The following is a 25,026-nucleotide window of genomic DNA, read 5'->3' as shown; positions in this document are numbered from 1 at the left end:
TCGTCCACTTGGGGGTCGTACGTGCGAGCGGACGCGAAGCGCAACCTGGACAAGATCGTTGAGGCGGCCGCCGAGGTCGTGGCCGAGCGCGGCGCCAACGCGCCCATGGAGGCCATCGCCAAGCGCGCCGGAGTCGGCGTCGGCACGCTCTACCGCCGCTTCCCCGACCGCCACGCCCTGATAGCGGCCGTGGGGGATCTGTACATACACACGATGGCGAACGCGCTGGGCGAGGCGGCGCGAAGCGCCTCCGACGCCTGGGGCGCGATCTGGGACTTCGTCTCCTGGGCCGCCGAGCCCGGCCGGGCCGCGCTGGCCACCGCGCTGGCCGAGGTGCCCCAAGAGGCGATCGTGGACCGGGCCGAGTTCGCGAAAACGCGCTCGCGGTGGATCGAGCAGTTCGACGGGCTCGTGCGCCGGGCCCAGGCCGAGGGTTCGATGCGGCCCGACGTGGGCGTCGACGACCTCGTACACCTGCTCGCGGTCTTCACCTGCCACCCCGCCGAGCTGCCGGAACCCGTCGCCGCCGACCCCGGGCGGTACCTGCGGCTGATGCTCGACGGCATGAAGGCGGACGCCGCCACGCCGGCCGCTCACCGGCCCTCGTGACCGTTTTGAGTTTTTGAGACGATTCAAAAAAATCTTGAATCCCGCTATGATGAGCCGAGTTCATGGCGGGCCGCGTCTCATGGCCCGCCGCAACCAGCGTTTTCATGCACTTGCGGTGGGCCGCGTCCCGGTGGGCCACCGCAGTAGCGGCTTGCATTTACAGCAGCACGGCCTCGTGAGGATCGATGGCGACCAGGAACATCAAGGAGGTCGCGCAGCTGGCGCGCGTCTCTGTGGGCACCGTGAGCAATGTGCTCAACCGCCCGGAGATCGTGTCGCCCGCCACCCGCGAACGCGTCTTTGAAGCGATCAAAAAACTGGGCTTCGTCCGCAACGAGGTGGCCCGCCACCTGCGTGTGGGCCGCAGCCGGACGGTGGGGCTCGTCGTGCTCGACGTGTCCAACCCCTTCTTCGTGGACGTGGCCCAGGGCGCCGAGTCGGTGGCCGAGGACAACGACAGCATGGTGGTGCTGTGCAACAGCGCCGGCGACCCCGGCCGCGAGCGCCGCCACCTCGACCAGCTCGAACAGCAGCGGGTGATGGGCATACTGATCACCCCGGTCGAGATGGACACCCCCTGGCTGGAGGAGCTGATCGCCAGAGGCACGCCCGTGGTGCTGGTCGACAGCCCGGCCACCGGGCTGCAGTGCTCGGTGGCGGTCGACGACCGGCTCGGCGGGCAGATCGCCGGCGCCCACCTCATTGAACGGGGGCATCGGCGGCTCATGTTCGTCGGCGGGCCGCCGTCCATCAAACAGGTGGCCGACCGGCACGCGGGCGTCACCAGCGCCGTCGCCGCCGCGGACGGCGCCGTCGAGCTGGTCACCGCCACCGCGCCCACGCTGACCGTCGGCGAGGGACGGGCCATCGGGGAGCGCGTCGCGGCGCTTCCTCCCGGCGAGCGGCCCACAGCGGCCTTCTGCGCCAACGACATGATGGCGCTCGGTTTCTTACAGGCGATGGCCACCCACGGGCTGCGCGTGCCCGAGGACCTGGCCATCATCGGATACGACGACATCGACTTCGCCGCGGCGGCCGCGGTGCCGCTGTCCTCGATACGGCAGCCGCGCGAGCTGCTCGGACGCACCGCGATCGACCTGCTGCTGGAGGAGGTCGCCGAGCCCGAGCAGCATCGGCACAGACAGGTCATCTTCCAGCCCGACCTGGTGGTCCGCGAGTCCAGCGCCATGCGCCGCGACCACTGAAGGGGCCGGTTCCGCACCCCTGACCGGCCCCGGTTCGACGCCGCCCGGCCCCGCTGACCGGTCGGGTTCGACGCCGCCCGGCCCCTGCACGCCTGCCGCACCGCTCCTGGCCAGGCGCGGTGCGCGTGGACCACGACCACAAGGAGCCCCATTGACAGAGCTCTATCGCAACCCCCTGGCCACCCCCGACGACCTGGCCGGATTCCGCATGGAGGGGGACGGCGCCGTGTCGTTCCCCCAGGGCCGGATGCGGCTGGAGAGCCTGCGGCCGCCCTCCGACGGGCAGGCGGCCAACCTGGTGCTGTGGTGTCCCGAGGACTTCCCCGCCGACGTGCGCGTCGAATGGGACTTCTGGCCGATCAGGGAGCCGGGCCTGGCCATCATGTTCTTCCACGCCCGCGGCAGGAACGGCGAGGACCTGTTCGACCCCGCCCTGGCCGCGCGCAACGGCCCCTACGACCAGTACCACCACGGCGACATCGACGCCTACCACGTCTCCTACTTCCGCCGCATGTGGGCCTCCGAGCGCGCGTTGCACACCTGCAACCTGCGCAAAAGCCACGGCTTCCACCTGGTCGCCCAGGGCCCTGACCCGCTCCCGGCGGCGCTGGACGCCGACGGCCCCTACGCGATCCGGCTCGACGTCAAGGGGGCGGAGATCACCTTCTCAATCAACGATTTGGTCTCGTTCCGCTGGGAGGACGACGGCTCGATCGGCGGCCCTGCCCTGGCAGGAGGCAAAATCGGGTTCCGGCAGATGGCTCCGCTGATCGGAGAGTACGCAAATCTCCGCATCTCTCTCATTGACTTTGAGTCGATTCAACACTAATTTCTCACCAACCGCCGTTCACTGGCTTGTAACTAGGCAGGAACCACGGTGCAACAACCCACCCCCGAATCCGTGCACATGCCACGAGAAGGTGGTGCCGGATGAACCATCCCGCCATGTCGATCAGGATTTATGCTGCCTGCTCAGAGCTCATCTGGGCGGTCCGGCTGAACCTGATGTGGATCGTCTTCACCCTTGCGGGAGGCGTGATCCTCGGGCTCGGGCCCGCCACTGTAGCCGCCTACACCCTGGCTCGGAGGCATGCCCGGAATGAAACGTTTCAGGCTTGGGCCGAATTCTGGACCGTCTACCGACGGGAGTTCGTCCGCGCATCGTTGCTGGTCCTGCCGTTGGCGCTGGTCGCCACCGTCCTGATCGGCAACTACCTTTACTTCTCCGCGCTCGGGCCCGGCATGGGAACGCCGCGGATCGCGACCCTCGTCTCGCTCATCGCACTGGCCGGTGTGGGAGCGTACGTCGGGCCGCTCTACGTGCATTACGACCTGCCGCTGTGGGCCTACGTGCCCAAGGCGGTCCAGCTAGCGCTCATGCGTCCGGCCTCGTCCGTGCTGTTGCTGCTAGCGCTCTCAGCCATCGCCTACGCGACCTCGGCGGCGCCCATCCTCGCCCCGGTGATCAGCTTCGGCGCGTGGATCTATCTCAACACGTGGCTCTGCCTGCGCTTCTTCGAGGAGAACGAGGCGCGCCTGCATTCGAAAGGGAACTCATGAGCGCATCCCGTCGCCGGCGACTCACCGCCGCCGCATTAACGCTTACGGCTGCCCTCACCGCCTCGGCCTGCTCCGGCGGTGAGGCGCCCGCCGCTGACCCGAACACGCTGACGATCATGACCAAGCTGTTCGGCGCCGCGCCCGACCCGAAGGGCGAGATGCAGCAGGCGGTCGAGAAGTTCCTCGGCAAGAAGCTCCAGGTCAACTGGGTTCCCAATGCCGAGTACGCCGACAAGGTCAACGTCACGCTCGCTTCGGGCAACGTGCCGCAGCTCATGGTCGTGGACCCGCACGGCCCGGCGTTCGTTAAGGCCGCGCAGGCCGGGGCGTTCTGGGACCTGACCGACAAGCTGGACAAGTACCCGAACCTGAAGCCGATAGATGAGCGCCGCGCGCTCAACGCCTCCATCAACGGCAAGTCCTTCGCCATCCCCCGGATGCGGCCCATGCTGCGTTCGGCGATCATGCTCCGCAAGGACTGGCTGGAGAAGCTCGACCTGAAGCTGCCCGAGACCGTCGACGACCTCTACAACATCGCCAAGGCCTTCACCGAGAAGGACCCCGACGGCAACGGCAAGAAGGACACCTACGGCCTGATCATCCCGAAGTGGCCGGGCAAGTACTCCAGTTCCAGCCCCTATGACGCGCTCGAGACCTGGTTCGGCGCACCGAACGGCTGGGGCGAGCGCAACGGCAAGCTCGTCCCCGGGTTCGACACCCCCGAGTTCCTCGAGGCCAACAAGTTCCTCAAGAAGATGATCGATGAGGGCATGGTCAACCCGGACTTCGCCAGCTACGACACGGCCAAGTGGGACGAGCCGTTCTTCCAGGGCAAGGGCGGCATCATCATCGACGTGAATGTCCGCGCCAGGGCGCTGCTCGACAAGTTCAGGGACGACGGCGACAAGAACTACGGCGACAAGGTTGCCATGGTCGGCAACCTCAAGCGCTCCGACGGCAAGAAGTTCTCCCTGCCGTTCACCGGCTACAACGACGCCATCGCGATCGCCAAGCAGAACGTGCGGACCGAGCAGGACCTGGACAACATCCTGAAGGTGCTGGACAAGCTGGGCTCCAAGGAAGGCCAGGTCCTGGTCCAGAACGGCATCGAGGGCCGCAACTTCAAGGCCGATGGCGACACTGCCGCGCTGATCAACGAGACCGACCCCGCGGTCAGGGTCGTCCAGGACAACGTCGACCAGGCCTTCACCCAGCTCGGTTTCCAGGGCGACACGACGTACGGCGGCCTCGCCTACGCGCGCACGCCTTCCGGTCAGCCGTACAAGGACATCATCAAGCTGGGCCTGGACCTGATGAACGAGGACCTCAAGACGGCCGTCTTCAACCCCGCGCTGCCCGTGGTCTCGCCCACGGCCGTCGCCAAGGGCGCTCAGCTCGACGACATCATCCCCGACGCCCGTATCAAGTTCCTGTCGGGTGAGATGACCGAAGAGCAGCTGAAGGGCGAGATCAAGCGCTGGTACGACAGCGGCGGCACGCAGGTCGCCACCGAGATCAACGACCTGGTCTCCAAGCTCGGCACCAACTGACCCGCCCTGAGGAACCCGGGCCGATTGTGCCCGGGTTCCTCACATGAAAGGAGGCCGCTGTGGCCACCGACCTGGCGCCGCCTCCCTCGAGGGCGGCAACCACGACCGGCCGCCGCCGGAAGCCGGGATTGGGCGCGTCCCTGGCGCGCTACAAATGGCTGTACCTGATGATCCTGCCGGGCGTCGTCTACTTCGCGCTGTTCAAGTACCTGCCGATGTACGGCATCACCATCGCCTTCCAGGACTTCGTGCCGTTCCTGGGGTACTCCGGCAGCCCCTGGGTGGGCTTCCAGCACTTCCAGGACCTGTTCAGCGGGCCGGACTTCGGCCGGCTGATGTTCAACACGATGTACCTGGCGGTCCTGACCGTGGTCTTCATCTTCCCGGCGCCGATCATCGTCGCGCTGCTGCTGAACGAGCTGCGGGTCAACATTCTCAAGCGCTCGGTCCAGTCGGTGATGTACATCCCGCACTTCCTGTCCTGGACGATCGTCGCGTCGCTGACGTACCTGCTGTTCTCGGCGGACTTCGGCGTGATCTCGGGGTGGATCCGCGACCTCACCGGGGACACCGCGAAGATCGACTACATGGCGCAGGAGGACTGGTTCCGCCCGCTGATCATCCTGCAGCAGCTGTGGAAGCTGACCGGCTGGGGCACGATCATCTACCTGGCCGCGCTGGCCGGCGTGGACCCGCAGCTGTACGAGGCGGCGCGCATGGACGGCGCGGGACGCTTCCGCCAGCTTTGGCACGTCACGCTGCCCGCGATCCGCCCCACGATCGTCGTCATGGCCATCCTCACCTCCGGCAACCTGCTCGATACGGGCTTCGAGCAGATCTGGCTGATGACCACCTCGCTGAACCGCTCGGTGGCCGACGTGTTCGACACCTACGTCTACTACACCGGCATCACCCAGAGCGCCCTCAGCTACTCCACCGCCGTCGGCCTGTTCAAGGGCGTCGTCGGCTGCATCCTGATCTTCGGCTCCAACTGGCTGGCCAAGCGCCTCGGCCAGCGTGGACTGCTCTAGGGGAGCCCCGGCTAATGTCGACCAAGACCAAGAAGAAGCTGAGCAGCGAGTACGACACGATCGGCAGCCGCGCCTTCGACACGTTCAACGTCATCGTGCTCGTCGGCCTGGCGCTGGTCACGGTGCTGCCGCTGCTGTACGTGCTGGCGGGATCCTTCGCGAGCGAGTCGGAGATCGCCTCGCGGCCGTTCTTCCTGTGGCCGGAGAAGTTCGTCACGGACACGTACACGTTCATCTTCTCCACCCCCACCTTCGTCCGCGCGCTGCTCACGACCATCATCGTGACGGCGGTCGGCACGGTGGTGCAGTTGGTGCTGACGTTCACCATGGCGTATCCGCTGGCCAAGCGGTACCTGCCAGGCCGGACGCTGATACTCAACCTGGTGATCTTCACGCTGGTCTTCTCCGGCGGCATGATCCCCACCTATCTGGTGGTGCGCGACCTGGGGCTGCTGGACAGCTACTGGGCGCTGATCCTGCCGCTGGCGATCAACCCGTTCTACCTGATCATCGTGAAGAGCTTCTTCCAGGAGCTGCCGCAGGCACTGGAGGAGGCGGCGCGCATCGACGGCTGCAACGAGATGGGCGTCTTCTTCAAGATCGTCCTTCCACTGTCCAAGCCGATCATCGCGACGTTCTCGCTGTTCTACGCAGTGGGCATCTGGAACGACTACATGTCGCCGCTGCTGTACATCACCGACCCCAGCAAGTGGACGCTGCAGGTCCTGGTGCGCCAGCTGACGAGCGCCGACGCCGCCGACGCGCTCGCGAACATGGACCGGACGTTCGTGCCGCCCGAGCAGGGTCTGAAGTTCGCGGTCGTGGTGATCGCGACGCTGCCGATCCTGCTGTTCTACCCGTTCCTGCAGAAACACTTCACCAAGGGCGTGCTGATCGGAGGCGTCAAGGAGTGACCCGTGCCATCCTGCTGGCCGGTGACTCGACGGTCGCCACCTGCCCGGCGTTCGAAGCGCCGATGTCGGGCTGGGGGGCGCAGCTCGGAGCGTACGCCGGCAGGCCGGTGCGCAACTTCGCCAAGGGCGGCGCCACCACGGCCAGCCATCGGGCCGAAGGGCTGTGGGCGGCGCTGCTGCGCGAGGCCGTCCCCGGCGACGTCGTGGTGATCCAGTTCGGGCACAACGATCAGAAGGAGCCCGAGCTGCCGTACCAGGACAACCTGCGCGCCTTCGTCGAGGAGGCGCGCGGGGCGGGGGCGCGGCCGGTGCTGTGCACGCCGGTGCAGCGGCGCAGGTTCGAGGGCCGGCGGCTGGTGCCGACGCACGGCGGCTACCCCGACCAGGTGCGGGCCCTGGCCGCCGTCGAGGACGTGCCGCTGATCGACCTGACCGCCGCCACCACCGAGCTGTACGAACGGCTCGGCCCCGAGGGGTCCAAGGCCCTGTTCACGCACTTCCCGCCCGGGCTGCACCCGCTCTACCCCGACGGGGTGGCCGACGACACCCACTTCTGCTTCCGCGGCGCCGACGAGGTGGCCGCGATCGTCGCTGAGCGATTGAAGGAGATCGCATGACTGTGCTGCGCTGGCTGGACCGACCGGGCGAGCAAGGAGTGACCTGGGGAGTCCCGTGGCCGCGCGGCGCGGTGGAGCGGGGCGCGCCGTTCGCGTTGAACGACGCGGACGGGCGCGAGGTGCCCGTGCAGAGCTGGGTGACCGCCACCTGGCCGGACGGCTCGGTCAAGTGGTCCGCGCACGCCATCGGGGCCCGCCGGAACTCCGCGGTGGCCTACCGGCTCGAACCGGGCCGCGCCCCCGCCGCGCCGGCCAGGCCCGTCACCGTCGCCCGCGAGGGCGGCGTGCTGACCGTCGGCACGGGTGTGGTGACCTGGACGATCGAGGAGGCGGGCGGCACGCTGGCCCGGTCGATCTCGCGCGGGAGCCGCGAGATCGCCAGGGACGTCCGCCTGGTCAGCCTCCGCCAGAGCGAGCCCACCCCCGACGAGGGCGGCCCGGTGGCCCGCGAGCAGGCCACGGGCCTGGTCGAGCGGGTCACCGTCGAGCAGGACGGCCCCGTGCGGGCCGTGGTGCGCCTGGAGGGCCGGCACGGCGACTGGCTGCCGTTCACCGTGCGCCTGTACTTCTACGCCGGCGCGGAAGACGTGCGCATCATGCACACGTTCGTCTGGGACGGCGACCCCGAGCGGGACTTCCTGGCCGGACTGGGCCTGCGGGCCGACGTGGTCATGCGCGACGAGCCGCACGACAGGCACATCAGGCTGGCCGGGAGCGACGGGTTCCTCACCGAGGCCGTCCGCGGCCTGACCGGCCTGCGCCGAGACCCCGGCGAGTCCGTACGCAGGGCGCAGGTCGAGGGCAGGCCGTGCGGCGAGATCGCCCCCGAGGTCGGCAACCGGTTGCACCTCATCCCGGCCTGGAACGACTACACCCTCGACCAGAGCTCCGCCGACGGCTTCACGCTGCGCAAACGCACCGCCGAAGGCCACGCTTGGGTGACGATCCCGTCGGGCACCCGCTCGGCCGGGTACGGCTACGCCGGCGGCGTCAGCGGCGGCCTCGGCTTCGGCCTGCGCGACTTCTGGCGGCTGCACCCCACCCGCCTCGACATCAGGAACGCGGCCACCGATCTGGCCACCGCGACCGTCTGGCTGTGGTCGCCGTCCGCGCCCGCCATGGACCTGCGCTTCTACCACGACGGAATGGGCCAGGACACCTTCGCCGAGCAGCTCGAAGGCCTGGAGGTTACCTACGAGGACTACGAGCCGGGCTTCGGCGACGCCCACGGCGTGGCACGCACCCACGAGCTGACCCTGCGCGCCTGCGCGGCCACGCCGTCGTCGCCGGACCTGGCGGCGTACGCGGCCTCGATGAACCGGCCAGGGCTGCTCGCCGCGTCCCCCGAGCGGGTGCGGGAGGCCGGCGTGTTCGGCGTGTGGGAGCTGCCCGACCGCTCCACGCCCGCGCACGCGCGCATCGAGGACCGGCTGGACTTCCTGTTCGACCTGTACGCGCTGGAGCGCGAGCAGCGCCGCTGGTACGGGTTCTGGGACTACGGCGACGTCATGCACACCTACGACCACGACCGGCACACCTGGCGCTACGACGTGGGCGGCTACGCCTGGGACAACTCCGAGCTCTCGCCCGATCTGTGGCTGTGGCTGCAGTATCTGCGCACCGGGCGGGCCGACGTCTTCCGCTTCGCCGAGGCCATGACCCGCCACACCGGCGAGGTCGACGTCTACCACCTGGGCCGGTGGAAGGGCCTGGGCACCCGGCACAACGTGCAGCACTGGGGGTGCAGCTGCAAGCAGTTGCGCATCTCCAACGCCGCCTACCGGCGCTTCTACTACTACCTGACCGCCGACGAGCGCACCGGCGACCTGCTCGACGAACTGAGCACGCCGGAGGAGACGTTCGTGGTGATCGATCCCACGCGCAAGGTGCGCGAGGACGTCTACACCCCGGACCCGTCGGCGCTGTCGGTCGGCCTCGGGACCGACTGGGGGTCGCTGGCGGCGGCGTGGCTGACCCGATGGGAGCGGTACGGCGACGAGCGGGCCAAAGACCGGCTGCTGGGCACGATGGCCGACATCGGGGCGCTGCCGAACGGCTTCCTGACCGGCGAGGCGCGGCTGAACCTGGAGACGGGCCGGTTCGACACCTCCCGCGACAAGATCTCCGTCTCGCACCTGTCGTCGCTGTTCGGGCTGCCGGAGATGTGCGCCGAGCTCATCGCGCTCGACCTCGGCGTGCCCGGGTTCGAGCGGGCGTGGCTGGACTACTGCCGGCTCTACCTCGCCACCCCCGAGCAGCAGGAGGCCGAGGTGGGACAGCGGCTGTCGGGGATCTCGCTGATCCAGGCGCACAGCAGGCTCACCGCGTACGCGGCCGCCCGGACGGGCGACGCCGAGCTGGCCGCCTGGGCGTGGCGCAAGTTCGCCCGCGACGAGGGCGACCAGCTCAACAGCAACCCGTTGCAGCGCAAGCAGGACTGGCGCCTGACGCTGGCCGACGGGTCGAACGTGCTCCACCCCGTACGGGAGGCGCCGTTCGTGAGCACCAACGACGCCGCCCAGTACGGCCTGGCCGCCATCCACAACCTCGCGCTGATCGGCAAGCACCTGGCGGAACGTTAACGGGAGGCGAGCCCCTTCTGTGGCCCCTACACTGATCGGTATGCATACTCCCGATTGATCGGCGTCGCACGCCCAATCCTCGTTTCCTAGCTCGGGAGTGTTCCGCCACCATGATCATCGCCAATGACATCGAGCTGCGCGCGGGCGCGCGCCTGCTCATCGAAAAAGCCTCCTTCCGGGTCAATCCCGGTGACAAGATCGGGCTCGTCGGCCGCAACGGCGCCGGCAAGACGACGCTGACCAAGGTCCTGGCAGGAGAGGCGCTGCCCGCCACGGGCACCGTCACCACCAGCGGCAGCGTCGGCTACCTGCCGCAGGATCCGCGCACCGGCGACCTGCAGGTGCTGGCGCGCGACCGCATCCTGTCGGCCAGGGGCCTGGACGAGGTCCTGCGCAAGCTGCGCGAGGCCGAGGTCGGCATGTCCTCGGCCGACGAGCGCACCAGGGAGAAGGCCGTCCGGAAGTACGGCAGGCTCGAGGACCAGATGCACGTGCTCGGCGGCTACTCCGCCGAGTCCGAGGCCGCCTCCATCGCCTCCAGCCTCGGCCTGCCCGACCGGGTGCTCGGGCAGCCGTTGCAAACGCTTTCCGGCGGTCAGCGCAGGCGCGTGGAATTGGCCAGAATTCTGTTCAGCGGTGCGGAAACTCTCCTTCTCGACGAGCCGACAAACCACCTTGATGCAGACTCAATCGGGTGGCTTCGTGATTTTTTGCGATCTCATCAGGGCGGCTTGGTGATCATCAGCCATGACGTCGGGCTTCTTGAAGCGACGGTCAACAAGGTCCTGCACCTGGACGCCAACCGGTCGGCGGTTGATCACTACAACGTCGGCTGGAAAGCGTATCTAGCTCAGCGCGAGACCGATGAGAAGCGCCGCAAGCGCGAGCGCGCCAATGCCGAGAAGCAGGCCGGAGCGCTGCTCGCGCAGGCCGACAAGATGCGTGCCAAGGCCACCAAGGCCAAGGCGGCCCAGGACATGATGCGCCGTGCGCACCGGTTGCTGTCCGGCACCGAGGAGGAGCGCAAGAGCGACAAGGTCGCCCGGCTCCGCTTCCCCGACCCGCAGCCGTGCGGCCGCACCCCGCTCACCGCCGAGGGCCTGTCCAAGTCCTACGGTTCGCTGGAGGTCTTCACCGACGTCGACGTGGCCATCGACCGAGGTCACCGGGTCGTCATCCTCGGGCTCAACGGCGCCGGCAAGACCACGCTGCTGCGCCTGCTCGGCGGCATCGAGCAGCCCGACACCGGCGCGATCAAGCCGGGCCACGGCCTCAAAATCGGTTACTACGCCCAGGAGCACGAGACCCTCGACGCCGGCCGGACCCTGCTGGAGAACATGCGATCGGCCGGCGGCGAATTCACCGACACCGAGTTGCGCAAGGTCCTCGGCTCGTTCCTGTTCACCGGCGACGACGTCGACAAGCCCGCCGGGGTGCTCTCCGGCGGCGAGAAAACCCGGCTCGCGCTGGCCATGCTGGTGCTCTCCAGTGCCAATGTCCTGCTTCTCGACGAGCCCACCAACAACCTCGATCCGGTCAGCAGGGAGCAGGTTCTCAACGCTCTGAGGTCATATTCAGGAGCAATCGTCCTAGTCACACATGACGAGGGTGCCGTTGACGCCCTGTCACCAGATAGGGTGATCTTGCTACCGGACGGAACTGAAGACGCATGGAGCGACGAATTTTCCGATCTTGTGGCACTTGCCTGATCTTAATTTGAGTGGGTACGGATCTTTTCCCGTGGAGTAGGTAGCCGATCCCGCTGAAATGACTGATCATGGCGGAGTAACGCTGCGGAAGTCCGGCACTACAGGAGGTACTCGTGGCCGAGACACTGAAGAAGGGCACCCGGGTCACCGGGGCCGACCGGGAAAAACTGGCCGGCGATCTCAAGAAGCGCTACGCCCAGGGCGAGAGCATCCGGGCACTGGCCGCTTCAACCGGTCGGTCTTACGGGTTCATCCACCGCATCCTCAGCGAGTCCGGTGTGACTCTGCGCGGGCGCGGCGGGGCGACCCGAGGCAAGTCCAAGCGCTGACGGCCGCCTCGGAACGTGCGACCGCAGCCGCTCGTCCCTAGTCAGCCGCCGTCGCGCCCGAGCCAGAATCATCTTCTGTAGGCTCGGGCGCGACGGTCAGTGGCACTGGCCGGGTCACTAGGGAGACGGCAATGGCGGAAGCAGAGGCGCGGCAGCGCGGGGGGTACACGGAGGACATCTCGGCCGAGCGATTGGCGGAGATCGGACTTCGCTACGAGGCGGACGGTGAGATAGCGACGATCACGCTGGACCGGCCGGAAAAGCGCAACGCACAAACGTTCGCCATCTGGTCGGCACTGGGTCGCATCGGCGAGAGCCTGCCCGAGCAGGTGCGCGTCGTCGTCGTGAAAGGTGAGGGACCGTCCTTCTCGGCAGGTATCGACCTGCGAATGTTCACACCTGAGGGGGTGCCCGGACAGGGCTCGTTCAGTTCGGCGGCCGCGAGCGGCGGCGCGGAGTTCGAGCAGCGCATCAGACAGGCCCAGGCGGGATTCCTGTGGCTGCGCCGCCCGGAGATCGTCTCCATCGCCGCGGTGCAGGGGCACGCGATCGGCGCGGGGTTCCAGCTCGCGCTCGCCTGCGACCTGCGCATCGTGGCCGATGACGTCTCGTTCTGCATGAAGGAGCCCGCACTGGGACTGGTGCCCGACCTGACGGGGACCAAGCCCCTAGTCGAGTTGGTGGGCCTGGCCAAGGCGATCGACATCTGCCTGACCGCCAGGACCGTGCACGCGGATGAGGCCATGCGAATCGGCCTCGCGGAGAAAGTGGTCGCCGGGGGCGACCTCTCGCAAGCCGTACAGGACAAGATCGCGGAGCTGCTGGCTGTCAACCGGGACGCGGCCGCCGCGACCAAGCGACTCCTCCAGGGGGCGTCGTCACGCACCCTGGAGGAGCAGTGCGCGGCCGAGGGGCTGGAGCAGGCCGCCCGCATCAAGGCGCTCTTCGGCTGAACAACCCGGCGCCCGACGTTCCAACTTAGGCCGATTCGGGCGCCACAGGGCACTGAGGGCGCACAGAGCGCGGACTGCGGCCCAGAGCCGGCGGGCGGGCGCGGCAGGCAGGCGGGCGCGCAGGCGGGCGGGCGGCGCGATGGGGGGAGCGCGTGCCCTGTGCCCGGGCGGGTCCGGCTGCGCAACGAGGGCGGCGGTAGTGTGCTGGTGTGGGCGCGCTTGGCGGTAGGCCGGGCCGGGATCGCCCTTCTCGGCCGGCTGGGCGGGTCGGGGCGCGGAAACCCGCACGTGCGGGGCCGGAAGACGAATCGCCAAGCTGTGAGCTGACCTGGGAATCACCGGCCTGCTCCGCAGCGCTGTCTCCGGGGGAGGAGGGATCCCCTGGATGGCGATGATGGGTGGGGGCTTCGGCCCCAACGTGATGATGTCTCTGCGCCGCGACGGCTCGGTGACCAAGCAGCGGCTGAGCCCGGGAACGGTGCGGCGCATCGCCCGCTACGCCCGGCCCTACACCAAGCAGATCGCGGCGTTCCTGCTGCTCGTCGTGGTGGGCGCGGTGATCGTGATCGCCAACCCGCTGCTGATGAAGGCGATCATCGACGACGGCATCCTGCCCAAGCGCCCGGGTGTCGTGGTCGGGCTGGCCGTGGCGATCGCCGTGCTGGCGTTGGTGGACGCCGGGCTGACGCTGGCGCAGCGGTGGTTCTCGGCGCGCATCGGCGAGGGGCTGATCTACGACCTGCGCACCGAGGTGTTCGACCACGTGCAGCGCATGCCGGTGGCGTTCTTCATGCGGGCGCAGACCGGCGCGCTGGTCAGCAGGCTCAACACCGACGTGATCGGCGCCCAGCGCGCGCTGACGAGCACCCTGTCGTCCGTGGTCTCCAACGTGGTCAGCCTGGTCCTCGTGCTGGGCGCCATGCTGGTGCTGTCGTGGCAGGTGACGCTGGTCGCGCTGGTGCTGCTGCCGATCTTCATCGTGCCCGCCAAGTTCGTCGGCCGCCGCATGTCGGCGCTGACGCGCGAGCAGATGCAGCTCGACGCGGAGCTGAGCTCCGTCACGACCGAGCGGTTCAACGTGGCCGGCGCGATGGTCGCCAAGCTGTACGGCCGCCCCGAGGACGACGCCGAGATCTTCGGCAGCAGGGCCGCCAGGGTGCGGGACGTGGGCGTGACGGTCGGCATGTACGGCACCGTCTTCCGGGTCGCGCTCGGCCTGGTCGCGGCGCTGGCCACGGCCCTGGTGTACGGCATCGGCGGCGTCCTGGCCGTCTCCGACGTCTTCGAGCTGGGCACGCTGGTGGCCCTGGCCGCGCTCCTGATGCGCCTGTATGGCCCGCTCACGTCCCTGTCCAACGTGCACGTCGACGTGATGACCGCGCTCGTGAGCTTCGACCGCGTCTTCGAGATCCTCGACCTGCAGCCCATGGTGGCGCAGAAGCCCGGCGCCGTGCCCGTGCCGGACGGCCCGGTGACGATCGAGTTCGACGACGTGCGCTTCCGCTATCCGGCCGCCGAGGAGGTCTCGCTGGCCTCGCTGGAGTCGGTGGCCAGGCAGGACACCAGCCCCTCGAACCCGGTGCTGGAGGGCGTCTCCTTCACGGCCCGCCCGGGCCGGCTCATCGCCCTGGTCGGCCACTCGGGCGCGGGCAAGACCACGATCACCTCGCTGGTCTCCCGGCTCTACGACGTCAACGAGGGCGCGGTGCGGATCAACGGCCTCGACGTGCGCGAGGCCACGCTCGACTCGCTGCGCGACACCGTGGGCGTGGTCATGCAGGACGCCCATCTCTTCCATGACACGATCGCGGCCAACCTCCGCTATGCCAGGCCGGAGGCCTCCGACGAGGAGATCTGGGAGGCTCTGAGGGCCGCGCAGATCGGTGATCTCGTGGAGGGCCTGCCCGACCAGCTGGAGACCGTCGTCGGCGACCGCGGCTACCGGCTGTCCGGCGGCGAGAAGCAGCGGCTCGCGCTGGCCAGGCTGCTGCTGAAGGCCCCGCGCGTGGTCGTGCTCGACGAGGCGACCGCGCACCTCGACTCCGAGTCCGAGGCGGCGGTGCAGGTGGCGCTGAAGACGGCGCTGGAGGGGCGTACGTCGCTGGTCATCGCGCACCGGCTGTCGACGATCAGGGAGGCCGACGAGATCCTCGTGGTGCACCAGGGCCGGATCGCCGAGCGCGGCGGCCACGAGGAGCTGCTGGCGCGCGGCGGGCTCTACGCCGAGCTCTACCGCACCCAGTTCAGCTCTTCAGGTAGCCCAGGCGCGTGAGCTCCTCCCGCGCCACCTTCTCCACCAGCTCCAGGTCGGCGGGCCGGAGCCGGGTCCGCCAGGCGCCGACCTCGGGAGCGCGGGCGGCGTACAACGCGACCTTGGACACCCGCGTCTCCAGGAACTCCGTCAGCGTGGCCACCGACTCCGCCGGCTTGAGCACCAGGTCCTCGTAGCGCAGCGTCAGGAGCTGCTCCTCGGGCAGCGTCCTGCGCAGCTCGGCGCTCAGGCGTACGGCGCCGCGCCAGCGCAGGGCGCACTTGCCGGCCGTCGGCATGCCCTTCCACCGGTCGAGGTGCTCGTCCTTGTTGACGCCCAGGAACGTGTTGGGGAACTCGGCCGGCAGCAGCGCCGGCCGGAACCACGCCAGGCACTCCGGATCGGCCAGCATGTCGGCCGCCACGTCCCTGCCGTCGCGGATGAGCTGCACGAAACGGGCGTCGGGGAAGGCCTGCAGCAGCACGGGAGCGCTGTAGATCAGGTCGGGGCTGCCGTCGCCGAACCTGGTGATCTCGCTGGTGGACACGCACGGCCCGGTGCCGGTCACGCCGCCGGCCTCCCTGCACGGCTCGGCGCACTGGCCGCAGGAGCGCGGCAGCACCTGCCACGACTCCGCGAGCGCGTCGCGCAAGACGCGTACGGCGCCGCTCGTGCGGCCGATGGACGGCTTGCGGGCGAAGGCGTACACCACGTGCGCCACACACGCGCGGCCCATGGTCACGTGGAAGCCGGGGGAGCGTTTCAGGGCACGGGCGAGCAGGCCCGCGCCGGAATGCGGAGCTCCGAGCAGGAAGACCGGCCTGCGGACCTTGATGCCGTTGACCACGAGAATGTGGGGCGGAAGTCGCATACGGTCGTTAAGTGTGACACCGTTTCGAGGTGTACGAGCCACTGCCGGTATCGGTCCTTACCGCGACCCCGATTCCGGCATTCCGCGAGGAGTTGATCGATGCGGCAAGGTGACACCGTCGCGATCGTCGCGCCGTCGGGGCCGCCCAGCGCGGTCCTGCTCGAGCGCGGCGTCCAGCTTTTGACGGGCGTTGGGCTGAAGGTGGTGGTCGGCGCGCACGTGCTCGACCGCCAGGAGCTCGGCTACCTCGCGGGCGACGATGCCGCCCGGGCCGCCGACCTGCAGGCCGCCTGGTGCGACCCGGCCGTCGCAGCGGTGTTCTGCTGCCGGGGCGGGTACGGCGCCGGCCGGCTCCTCGACCTGCTCGACTGGAACGCGATGCGCGCCGCGGGCCCCAAGGTCTTGCTCGGCTCCAGCGACATCACGGCGCTGCACAACGCGTTCGCCATCGAGCTCGGCGTGCCCACACTGCACGGCCCGATGGCGGCCTGCGACGTCATGGCGAACGAGGCGGGTCCCGAGCCGCGCACCTGGGAGAGCCTGCAGGCGGCGCTCTTCGGCACGCCGCAGCCGGTCCCCGGCGATCGGGTGCTGTCGCCGGGGCGGGCCGAGGGCGTGCTGGCCGGCGGCAACCTGTCGCTGCTGGCCTCCATGTGCGGCACCCGGTGGCAGCCGTCGTTCGCCGGGAAGATCGCGTTCCTGGAGGACATAGGGGAGGAGCCGTACCGGATCGACCGCATGCTCACCCAACTGCTGCAGGCGGCGGCGTTCGACGGGGTGCGCGGGATCGCCCTCGGGTCGTGGGAGGACTGCGGCGACCCGTACCCGGTCCTTCGAGACCGTCTGGGACCGCTCGGAGTGCCTATTCTGGCGGGCCTTCCGGTGGGACACGGGTCACCACAGATGAGCCTGTGGCTGGGGAGACTTGGGGTTATCGATACCGAATCGTGCTCCCTAGCTGACTGCTTCGGAGACGGGGAGCAGGCAAGGTAGGAGGGACGAACCCGACAGAAAGGGACACGGCGCGTGAGCTTGTTCAGGCGTGACCGCGAGCCCTCGCGCAGGCCCGCCGAAGACGTCGACCTTGACTCGCTGCTGGCGCTCGTCGCGGAATCCCACGGATATTCCTTCGAGTTCGCCCGCGACGGCTCGTCGGTGACGCTCAGGGGCGACACGACGCTGGTCGTCAGGCTCACGGGGCTGCGGCGCGAAGCGGGGCGCAGGGCCAGGGAGGACTGGCCGGTGCTGGTCTCCGAGCACCTCGCGCACGCCGTCGCCAGCGCCGGCGAGCGGCTGGACGCCTGCGACCTGGAGCAGGCCGGGCCGCTGCTGCGGACCCGGGTGGAGTCCGTCGACGAGGTGCCCGATCTGACCCGGGTCGTGGGCCGCCACCTCAACGCCGACCTCGTCGAACTGCTCACCATCGGCCCGCGCGCCGTGCGCCCCGAGGAGGCCGGGTGCTGGCCGCTGCCCACGGCGCGGGCGATCGATCTGGCCATCTCCAACGTCCGCAGGGACGAACGGCTGCTCGTGGAGGGCATCGAGCTGTCGGGTACGCCGGTGACCCGGCTGACCGGCCGCTGGCCCTCCGCCGCCACGCACCTGCGCTGGCTGCGGGACTACCTGCCGGTGCCCGTGGACGGGGTGCTGGCCGTGCTGCCCGATCCCTACACGATGCTGGTGCACCCGGTGGACGGCATCGGCGTGGTACGGGCCATCGAGCGGCTGCGCGTCCACGCGGTGCGCACGGACGGGCTCAGCCCGCAGGTCTACTGGTGGCACGGCGGCCGGCTGACACTCATCAGGGCCGACATCGTCGTGCACGGCGGGCAGACCAGGCTCGTGGTCGCGCCGCCTCCGGAGTTCGCGCGAGTCCTGGCCCGCCTGGCCGTCTAAGGTGGCGGCGCCCGGTCACGGGCCTGACCGGGAGCCGCCGCGCCGGCTACTCCTGGCTGACGTAGTCGCGCAGGTGGATCGCCGTGAGCGAGGTGCCCGTGTCGACGAGCTCGCGCGGGGTGCCGGCGAAGACCACCTGCCCGCCGTCGTGCCCGGCCCCCGGCCCGAGGTCGATGATCCAGTCCGCGTGCGCCATCACGGCCTGGTGGTGCTCGATCACGATGACCGTGTTGCCGTCCTCGACCAGCCGGTCGAGCAGGGCCAGGAGCTGGTCCACGTCCGCCAGGTGCAGGCCCGTGGTCGGCTCGTCCAGCACGTACGTCGTGCCGTTCTTCGCCATGTGGATGGCCAGCTTGAGCCGCTGCCGCTCGCCGCCCGACAACGTGGTCAGCGGCTGGCCCAGACCCAGGTAGCCGAGGCCGACCGCGGCCAGGCGGTCGAGGATCGTGTGGGCCTGGCCGGTGGCGAAGAACTCGCGCGCCTCGGCCACCGGCATGTCGAGCACTTCGCTGATGTTCTTGCCGCGCAGCGTGTACGTCAGCACCTTGGGCGTGAACCGCTTGCCCTCGCACTCCTCGCACACCGACGCCACCCCGGCCATCATCGCCAGATCGGTGTAGATCAGCCCGATGCCCTTGCAGGCCGGGCAGGCGCCCTCGGAGTTGGCGCTGAACAGGCCCGGCTTGACCCCGTTGGCCTTGGCGAACGCCGCCCGGATCGGGTCGAGCAGCCCGGTGTAGGTGGCCGGATTGCTCCTGCGCGACCCGCGGATCGGCGACTGGTCGGCCACGACCACGCCCTCGCGGCCCGCGACGTATCCGTGGATCAGCGAGCTCTTGCCCGACCCGGCCACGCCGGTGACCACGGTGAGCACGCCGAGCGGGATGTCCACGCTCACGTCGCGCAGATTGTGCAGCGTCGCGCCCTCGATGGACAGCTGCCCGGCCGGCTTGCGGACGTGCTCGCGTAGCCGTACGCGGTGATCGAGGTAGCGGCCGGTCAGCGTGTCCGAGTCGCGCAGCCCGTCCAGGTCGCCCGCGTAGCAGAGCTGCCCGCCGGCGGTGCCCGCGCCCGGGCCGAGATCGACCACGTGGTCGGCGATCGCGATCGTCTCCGGCTTGTGCTCGACCACGAGCACCGTGTTGCCCTTGTCGCGCAGCTGGAGCAGCAGGGTGTTCATCCGCTGGATGTCGTGCGGGTGCAGCCCGGCCGTGGGCTCGTCGAAGACGTAGGTGACGTCGGTGAGGCTGGAGGTGAGGTGCCGCACCATTTTCACCCGCTGCGCCTCGCCGCCGGACAGCGTGCCGGACTCCCGGTCCAGGCTCAGATAGCCGAGGCCGATCTCGACCAGCGAGTCCAGCGTCGAGCGCAGCCCTTCCACGACCGGGCCGACCACCGGGTTGCCGATGCCGCGGATGAAGCCGGCCAGGTCGTTGATCTGCATGGCCGCGCACTCGGTGATGTTCAGGCCGTCGATCCTGGCCGAGCGCGCGGCCTCGTTCAGCCGGGTGCCGTCGCAGGACGGGCAGACGGTGAGCTTGAGCGCCCGGTCGGCGAACGCCCGCGCCGACGGCTGCATCGACTCCCGGTCCTTGCCGAGAAGGGTCCGCCTGACCTTGCCGGCGAGCCCTTCGTAGGTGAAGTTGTTGGTGCCGTACTTGAGCTTGGTGGGCGGCTTGTGGAGGAAGTCCTCCCACTGCTCGGGGGTGAAGTCCTTCAGCTTGACGGCGGGGTCGTACAGGCCGGAGCCGGCCATGACCTGCCACTGCCAGCTGTCCACCGCGAACCCGGGGACCTTGATCGCCCCTTCGTTGAGCGACAGCTCCCTGTCGACCAGTTCGTCCACATCGATCTCGGACGCCTTGCCCAGGCCCTCGCACTGGGGGCACATGCCTTCGGCCCCGTTGAAGCTGAAGGCGTAGGCGGGGCCGACGTAGGGCGTGCCGATGCGGCTGAACATGATCCGCAGCATGGTGTGGGCGTCGGTGGCGGTGCCCACGGTGGAGCGGGGGTTGGCTCCCATGCGCTCCTGGTCGACGATGATCGCCGCGCTGAGGTTGTGCAGCGCGTCGACGTCGGGGCGGGCGAGGCTCGGCATGAACGACTGGATGAACGCCGCGTAGGTCTCGTCGATCAGCCGCCGTGACTCGGCGGCGATCGTGTCGAAGACGAGCGAGGACTTGCCGGAGCCGGACACTCCGGTGAAGACGCTGAGGCGCCGCTTGGGGATGTCGAGGGAGACGCCCTTGAGGTTGTTCTCCCTGGCGCCGCGGACCTGGATGAGGTCGTGGCTGTCGGCGGCGGTGTGATCATGACGGCGTACGCTGCTTGCCTGGTGGCTGGAGACCACGGAACCCTTCTATCGTCTGATTTTTTATGGTGTAAGGGGATAGCTGGGACAGCCTACAGCGTCCCGCATCCCCATGCACCGTACAGTGTACCGTACGTCGTACATTCCAAATCTCCGATCCGTCCGGCTGAACCGAAGGCTTCGCCTCGCGCTCACCTCGCGTACGCCTCGCCGTACCCCGCATGCCGGATCTTGTCGCGGGAGCAGGCCCTTTTCGGACGGGATGGGGATTTGACATCCTCCCCCTCGTGAACGAGGAAGATTCCCACGGTTGCCCGTGAGGGTTCCTGTTTCACCGCCGGTCGCCCGCTCGGAAGGGACTTCCGTTGAGGTCTTACACCAGCTCCGCAGGCGTTTTACTTGTCCGCCAGCCCGGCGGCCAAGATGTTTCTCGCCGCGTTCACGTCCCGATCATGCAGCGCGCCGCACGCGCACTGCCACGCCCGGACCTTCAGCGGCATCGACGGCTGGATCACCCCGCACGCCGAGCAGAGCTTGGAAGAGGGAAACCAGCGATCCACCACCAGCAGGCGCCGCCCGTACCAGGCCGCCTTGTAGGCCAGCATGCCGCGCAGCTCCCGCCAGGCCGCATCCGAGACGGCGCGCGCCAGGCGATGGTTCTTGACCAGGTTGCGGACGGTCAGATCCTCCACGGCGATCACTTGGTTCTCGCGAACAAGCCGGGTGGTGACCTTGTGCAGATGGTCGCGGCGCCGATCGGCGATCCGGGCATGCACCTTGGCGACCTTGAGCCGTGCCTTGGCCCGGTTGGCGCTGCCCTTGGCCTTGCGGGCCAGCGCCCGCTGCGCCCGGGCCAGCCTGCGCCGCTCAGCCCGCTCACACCCCGGGTTCGTGATCTTCTCGCCGGTGGACAGGGTGGCCAGCACGCTGAGACCCGCGTCCACGCCCACCATGGCCTGCACCGGGGCAAGCGGCGCGATCTCCTCCTCGACCAGCAGGGACACGAACCAGCGCCCTGCCGCGTCCCGGCTCACGGTCACCGTGGACGGCTGAGTCCCCTCCGGGAGTGGACGCGACCAGACGATGTCCAGCGGCTGATCCATCTTCGCCAGCGTCAGCGCTCCGTCGCGCCAGCGGAACGCCGAGCGGGTGTATTCCGCCGACGCCCGCGACTTCTTCCGCGACTTGAACGCAGGGTATTTCGCGCGCTTGGCGAAGAAGCCGGCGAAGGCCGCCTGCAGATGCCGCAGCGCCTGCTGCAACGGCACCGACGACACCTCGCCCAGGAAGCCGAACTCGCCGCTGCGCTTCCACCCTGTGAGCATCGCCGAGGACTCCAGATAGGAGACGCGCCGCCCTTCAAGGGCGTAGGCGCGGCTGCGTTCCTGCAGGGCCTTGTTGTAGACCAGGCGGACACAACCGAACGTCCGGGCCAGCTCCGCGGCTTGCCCGGGGGTCGGGTAGAAGCGGTACTTGTAGGCCCGCTTCACGCTGTGTGCCACGCCGATCATCTTAGCGTAACCACAGCCGAGGTTCGCTTGTTTGTTCCCATCCCATGCGGAGCCGTGCCGCGTTTCCTCCCCCGCCTGAAGGCGGAGATTTCCACGCTCAAGAGATTTGATGAATGCAGCCGCCAGGGAACCGGCGCGAGGTCTCCTTGGCGTAGAAGTACTCGACCGTCCAGAACGGGTACCCGGCCTGCCCGCCGGGGACGAGGCCGTCCCTGGCGGGCTTGTCCTCGTCGGGAAAGAAGCACAAGCTCTCCCGTAGCTTCCCGCCGCACCTCGTCGGTGCTGGCGTCGGACACCCTGGCGTTCCACACCAGGCGCCCGCCGAACGTGAACGCCAGCGGCTGGTCGAAGTCGCCGATCCCGAACAGGATCGGCCCCACGCCCCGAGGAACTCCACCAGCCGCCCCAGCAGCTCAAGCACGGCCACCGATGCCGCTGGCCCGAGCCCGCCCCGGTGCGCCTGCAGGTCGAACGCCCGCCATCGGTCAGCCGCGGCCACGCCCGGCACGGCCCGCGAGCGCCGTGCCCAGGGTGGCCGCCGCCACGACCGCATGCCATCTCTTCATGCGGACAGCGGGTTGGCGCGCCGGTGGTGGAGGCCGATGACCGGGATCTCGTGCAGGCTGCCCGAGTACAGGTATTGGGTCATGCCGATCAGCAGCCGTCGCACGTCGTCCTGCGGCCGTACGACCAGTCGCAGGAACTGGCTCGTGGTGCCGAGCTTGTTGCCGCACTCGCGGACGTACACGCCGTGTTCGGTGAGCAGGTGGTCGCGCAGTCCCACCCCGTCGTAGCCCGGTGGCAGCTTCACCAGCAGGAAGTTGCCCTGCGAGTTGAACACTGTCAGCCCCGGCATGGTGCTGAGCTGCTGGTACATCGCCCGCCTGTCGCCGGCCAGCCGCTTGAGGCTCTCGCGGTATTCGTGCATGAACTGCTTCATCATGAACACCACGACCTCGGCGAAGGAGTTGAGGTTCCACTTGGGCAGCGCGTCCCGCACGCGGCCGGCCAGCGCCGGGTTGGCGACCATGTAGCCGAAGCGGATGCCGTGCAGGCCGAAGTTCTTGCCGAGGCTGCGCAGCACGATCACGTTCGGCCGGACCGAGGCCTCGGCGGCCACCCCCGGGTACGGCTCGGCGTCGACGAAGTCGCCGAACGACTCGTCCACGATCACCAGGTCCAGGTCGATGAGCTCGTCGAGCAGGCGCAGGACGTCGGTCTTGGGCAGATAGCCTCCGTCGGGATTGTTGGGGTTGCAGATCACCGCCACCCGGGAGCCGCGCACCCGGACGAACTGCACGAAGTCATGCACGTCGAGGGTGAAGTTGCGGCTCTCCAGCAGCGGATACATGTCCACTCGCTTGCCGGTCTCCAGCGGCTGGTCGGTCCAGCGGCCGAAGGTGGGGATCGGCACCGCGAGGCTTTCGCGTACCAGGAGATGGTCAATCCAGGTGATCAGCTCGGTCGACCCGTTGCCCATGGCGACCGTCTGGGGGTGCAGCCCGAGCGTGGAGCAGAGCTCCTGGGTGATCGTGCCTGCGTCGCTGGGGTAGAACTTGAGTATCGTCTCCAGATTCCTCCCGAGGAGATCGAAGATCTCCGGCGTCGGGAAATATGGGTTGCACGGAATGCAGAAGTCCACCGGTGCGCGCTCGCCTGACGAGCCGCGCAACAGTGAGAAGTACGACGGGCTGTGCGCCTGCGTACGTAAGAGGCTGAGCTCCACGACACCTCCATGGAACACCTGTCAGGTATGTGTAGGTACGCGCCGATCGCGGAACCGGTTCACGCGCGTGTGAGTGTGAGGACCGCCACGTCGTCGCGCAGGTCGGCCCCGGTGAACCGCCGCAGGTCCGCGCCCAGCGTCTGGGCGAGATCGTCGGGAGGGCAGGCGGTCCACTCGCGCAGGCGCGGCTCCAGCGGGTAGAAGGCGCCGCTGGGGTCGCGGGCCTCGGTGACGCCGTCGGTGCACAGCAGCAGCGTCGCGCCGGGCGGGAACGGGAACCGCGCGCCGCGGCGCGGGTCCGGATCCAGCGTGCCCAGGCCGAGGGGCACGGCGGGCTCGCCGAGTGCGGCCTGCCGGGCGTCGCCGTCGTGGATGACGTAGGGGGTGATGTGCCCGCAGTTGACCGCCTCGGCCTCCGGCTCCCGGCCGACGTTCAGCACGAGGGCGGTGACCATGCGCTCGGGCTCCCCGGTGTGCGTGGCGAAGGCGTTGTGCGCGAGCACGGCGCTCTCCATCGCGGCCACGACCTCGGTGAGCGTCTCATCCCGGTACGCGGCCTCCCGGAACGCTTCCAGCACGGCCAGCGCGGTGCCGATCGCGGGCAGCCCCTTGCCCTGCACGTCCGCGATCAGCACCCGGGTCCCGTACGGCGAGGCGGCCACCTCGTACAGGTCGCCGCCCACCATCGCGTCCTCCTCGACCGGCTGGTAGAGGCCGTTCACCACCACGTCGCCGGTGAGCAGCGGCAGCGGCCGGACGATCTGCCGCTGCAGGGCGGCCGCCGCCGAGCGCAGCCGGAACACCTCCTCCTCGCGCCGCACCCGATAGCGGCACCCGAGCACGCTCATCAGCCCGAACAGTGCCACGAATCCGGCCGCCGCCAGGTTTTCGTCCACGTCTGCGCCCATGTAGGTCTGGGTCCCCGCCACCATCCCCAGCACCCACACGGAGGCGACGACGGTCTGCCACACCGCGCCGAGCCCCGACGCGATCGCCGGCAGGAAGATCAGCAACGGCAGCAGCCGTATCGCCGTGCCCGTGACCGCGTCCAGCCAGACCACCGCCGCCGTGATGCCGGCCACCCCCACCACGAACACCGGCGTCGAGAGAGAGACCCGCCCGCGCGGCCGCCCGTCATTCGTCACGACTCCCCCCGAAGGCCGCCTGCCACGACCTCCTGATCGTGCCCAGCGGAAGGCGCGCGGAAAACTGCGGCAGGCGATTTCCCGGATTATCGGCGGCGCCGGTCCCGCCACCCGCCATTTATGTGCCGGCGAAATGTGCCGCCATTCTTACGGCTGGAATTACCGCTCGCCGGTCCATGCGTTCTCCTGCGGTCCGGGGGTGCTGTACAGGCAGGATAGGAAGGCCGCTACGGAAAGTAAACAGTCGTGTCCATTA

At 69.1% G+C, this 25,026-nt stretch carries 20 protein-coding genes and 1 pseudogene; 15 read left to right on the top strand and 6 right to left on the bottom strand.

Annotation, left to right across the window (positions count from 1 at the left end):
- Positions 1-21: 21 nt before the first annotated feature.
- The 13 genes from ACTMTI_RS20320 to ACTMTI_RS20260 all read left to right on the top strand — a co-directional run bounded on the left by ACTMTI_RS20320 (position 22) and on the right by ACTMTI_RS20260 (position 15,331).
- Complete coding sequence (locus ACTMTI_RS20320; RefSeq protein WP_441121996.1) at positions 22-609, top strand: TetR/AcrR family transcriptional regulator; 588 nt, start codon at positions 22-24, stop codon at positions 607-609.
- Between the two features lie 185 nt (positions 610-794).
- Positions 795-1,814: a LacI family DNA-binding transcriptional regulator gene (locus tag ACTMTI_RS20315; protein WP_441121995.1), complete on the top strand. Its 1,020-nt coding sequence runs from the start codon at positions 795-797 to the stop codon at positions 1,812-1,814.
- Between the two features lie 151 nt (positions 1,815-1,965).
- A complete protein-coding gene (locus ACTMTI_RS20310) occupies positions 1,966-2,643 on the top strand; it encodes a DUF1961 family protein (protein WP_441121994.1) in 678 nt (225 codons plus the stop codon).
- A 101-nt stretch (positions 2,644-2,744) separates the two neighbouring features.
- A complete protein-coding gene (locus tag ACTMTI_RS20305) occupies positions 2,745-3,374 on the top strand; it encodes a YesL family protein (protein WP_441121993.1) in 630 nt (209 codons plus the stop codon).
- Positions 3,371-4,924 (top strand): extracellular solute-binding protein, encoded by a 1,554-nt coding sequence (locus ACTMTI_RS20300; protein ID WP_441121992.1) that lies wholly within the window; start codon positions 3,371-3,373, stop codon positions 4,922-4,924. The genes ACTMTI_RS20305 and ACTMTI_RS20300 overlap by 4 nt, the downstream gene beginning before the upstream one ends.
- A 59-nt stretch (positions 4,925-4,983) precedes the next feature.
- On the top strand, positions 4,984-5,955 hold the full coding sequence (locus tag ACTMTI_RS20295) for an ABC transporter permease (RefSeq protein ID WP_441121991.1): 972 nt from the start codon (positions 4,984-4,986) through the stop codon (positions 5,953-5,955).
- Positions 5,956-5,969: 14 nt separating this feature from the next.
- On the top strand, positions 5,970-6,869 hold the full coding sequence (locus tag ACTMTI_RS20290) for a carbohydrate ABC transporter permease (protein ID WP_441121990.1): 900 nt from the start codon (positions 5,970-5,972) through the stop codon (positions 6,867-6,869).
- Positions 6,866-7,486 (top strand): rhamnogalacturonan acetylesterase, encoded by a 621-nt coding sequence (locus ACTMTI_RS20285; RefSeq protein ID WP_441121989.1) that lies wholly within the window; start codon positions 6,866-6,868, stop codon positions 7,484-7,486. The genes ACTMTI_RS20290 and ACTMTI_RS20285 overlap by 4 nt, the downstream gene beginning before the upstream one ends.
- On the top strand, positions 7,483-10,068 hold the full coding sequence (locus ACTMTI_RS20280) for an exo-rhamnogalacturonan lyase family protein (RefSeq protein WP_441121988.1): 2,586 nt from the start codon (positions 7,483-7,485) through the stop codon (positions 10,066-10,068). The genes ACTMTI_RS20285 and ACTMTI_RS20280 overlap by 4 nt, the downstream gene beginning before the upstream one ends.
- Positions 10,069-10,178: 110 nt before the next feature.
- Complete coding sequence (locus tag ACTMTI_RS20275) at positions 10,179-11,777, top strand: ABC-F family ATP-binding cassette domain-containing protein (protein ID WP_441121987.1); 1,599 nt, start codon at positions 10,179-10,181, stop codon at positions 11,775-11,777.
- A gap of 113 nt (positions 11,778-11,890) precedes the next feature.
- Positions 11,891-12,106 carry a helix-turn-helix domain-containing protein gene (locus tag ACTMTI_RS20270; protein ID WP_125642298.1) on the top strand — a complete coding sequence of 72 codons (216 nt, stop codon included), beginning with the start codon at positions 11,891-11,893 and terminating at the stop codon, positions 12,104-12,106.
- 131 nt (positions 12,107-12,237) lie between these two features.
- Positions 12,238-13,059 carry an enoyl-CoA hydratase/isomerase family protein gene (locus ACTMTI_RS20265; RefSeq protein ID WP_441121986.1) on the top strand — a complete coding sequence of 274 codons (822 nt, stop codon included), beginning with the start codon at positions 12,238-12,240 and terminating at the stop codon, positions 13,057-13,059.
- A 385-nt stretch (positions 13,060-13,444) separates the two neighbouring features.
- Positions 13,445-15,331, top strand: coding sequence for an ABC transporter ATP-binding protein (locus tag ACTMTI_RS20260; RefSeq protein ID WP_441121985.1), 1,887 nt, complete (start codon positions 13,445-13,447; stop codon positions 15,329-15,331).
- On the opposite strand, the gene ACTMTI_RS20255 is transcribed toward ACTMTI_RS20260, so the two are convergent.
- A complete protein-coding gene (locus ACTMTI_RS20255) occupies positions 15,303-16,181 on the bottom strand; it encodes a sulfotransferase family protein (protein WP_441121984.1) in 879 nt (292 codons plus the stop codon). The genes ACTMTI_RS20260 and ACTMTI_RS20255 overlap by 29 nt on opposite strands.
- 99 nt (positions 16,182-16,280) lie before the next feature.
- Here ACTMTI_RS20255 and ACTMTI_RS20250 point away from each other — a divergent pair, with 99 nt between their 5' ends.
- Positions 16,281-17,174 (top strand): S66 peptidase family protein, encoded by an 894-nt coding sequence (locus tag ACTMTI_RS20250; protein WP_441121983.1) that lies wholly within the window; start codon positions 16,281-16,283, stop codon positions 17,172-17,174.
- Between the two features lie 33 nt (positions 17,175-17,207).
- Positions 17,208-18,077, top strand: a complete 870-nt coding sequence (locus ACTMTI_RS20245) for a hypothetical protein (RefSeq protein ID WP_441121982.1) — start codon at positions 17,208-17,210, stop codon at positions 18,075-18,077.
- Between the two features lie 46 nt (positions 18,078-18,123).
- Here the strand turns inward: ACTMTI_RS20245 and ACTMTI_RS20240 are convergent, their stop codons facing one another.
- The 5 genes and pseudogenes from ACTMTI_RS20240 to ACTMTI_RS20220 form a co-directional block, all read right to left on the bottom strand.
- On the bottom strand, positions 18,124-20,427 hold the full coding sequence (locus ACTMTI_RS20240) for an ATP-binding cassette domain-containing protein (RefSeq protein ID WP_441121981.1): 2,304 nt from the start codon (positions 20,425-20,427) through the stop codon (positions 18,124-18,126).
- A gap of 269 nt (positions 20,428-20,696) precedes the next feature.
- Positions 20,697-21,899: pseudogene (locus ACTMTI_RS20235) on the bottom strand (RNA-guided endonuclease InsQ/TnpB family protein); the annotation flags it as partial.
- A gap of 97 nt (positions 21,900-21,996) precedes the next feature.
- Positions 21,997-22,146, bottom strand: coding sequence for a hypothetical protein (locus ACTMTI_RS20230; RefSeq protein WP_441121980.1), 150 nt, complete (start codon positions 22,144-22,146; stop codon positions 21,997-21,999).
- Between the two features lie 315 nt (positions 22,147-22,461).
- Positions 22,462-23,625, bottom strand: a complete 1,164-nt coding sequence (locus tag ACTMTI_RS20225; RefSeq protein ID WP_441121979.1) for a pyridoxal phosphate-dependent aminotransferase — start codon at positions 23,623-23,625, stop codon at positions 22,462-22,464.
- Positions 23,626-23,684: 59 nt separating this feature from the next.
- Complete coding sequence (locus ACTMTI_RS20220; RefSeq protein ID WP_441121978.1) at positions 23,685-24,770, bottom strand: PP2C family protein-serine/threonine phosphatase; 1,086 nt, start codon at positions 24,768-24,770, stop codon at positions 23,685-23,687.
- Positions 24,771-25,026: the final 256 nt, after the last annotated feature.

This window comes from Nonomuraea sp. H19, from assembly GCF_052068215.1.
Classification (GTDB): Bacteria; Actinomycetota; Actinomycetes; order Streptosporangiales; family Streptosporangiaceae; genus Nonomuraea.
The sequence above is the reverse complement of the archived record's forward strand: the minus strand, read 5'-3'. Positions and strand labels throughout refer to the sequence as shown.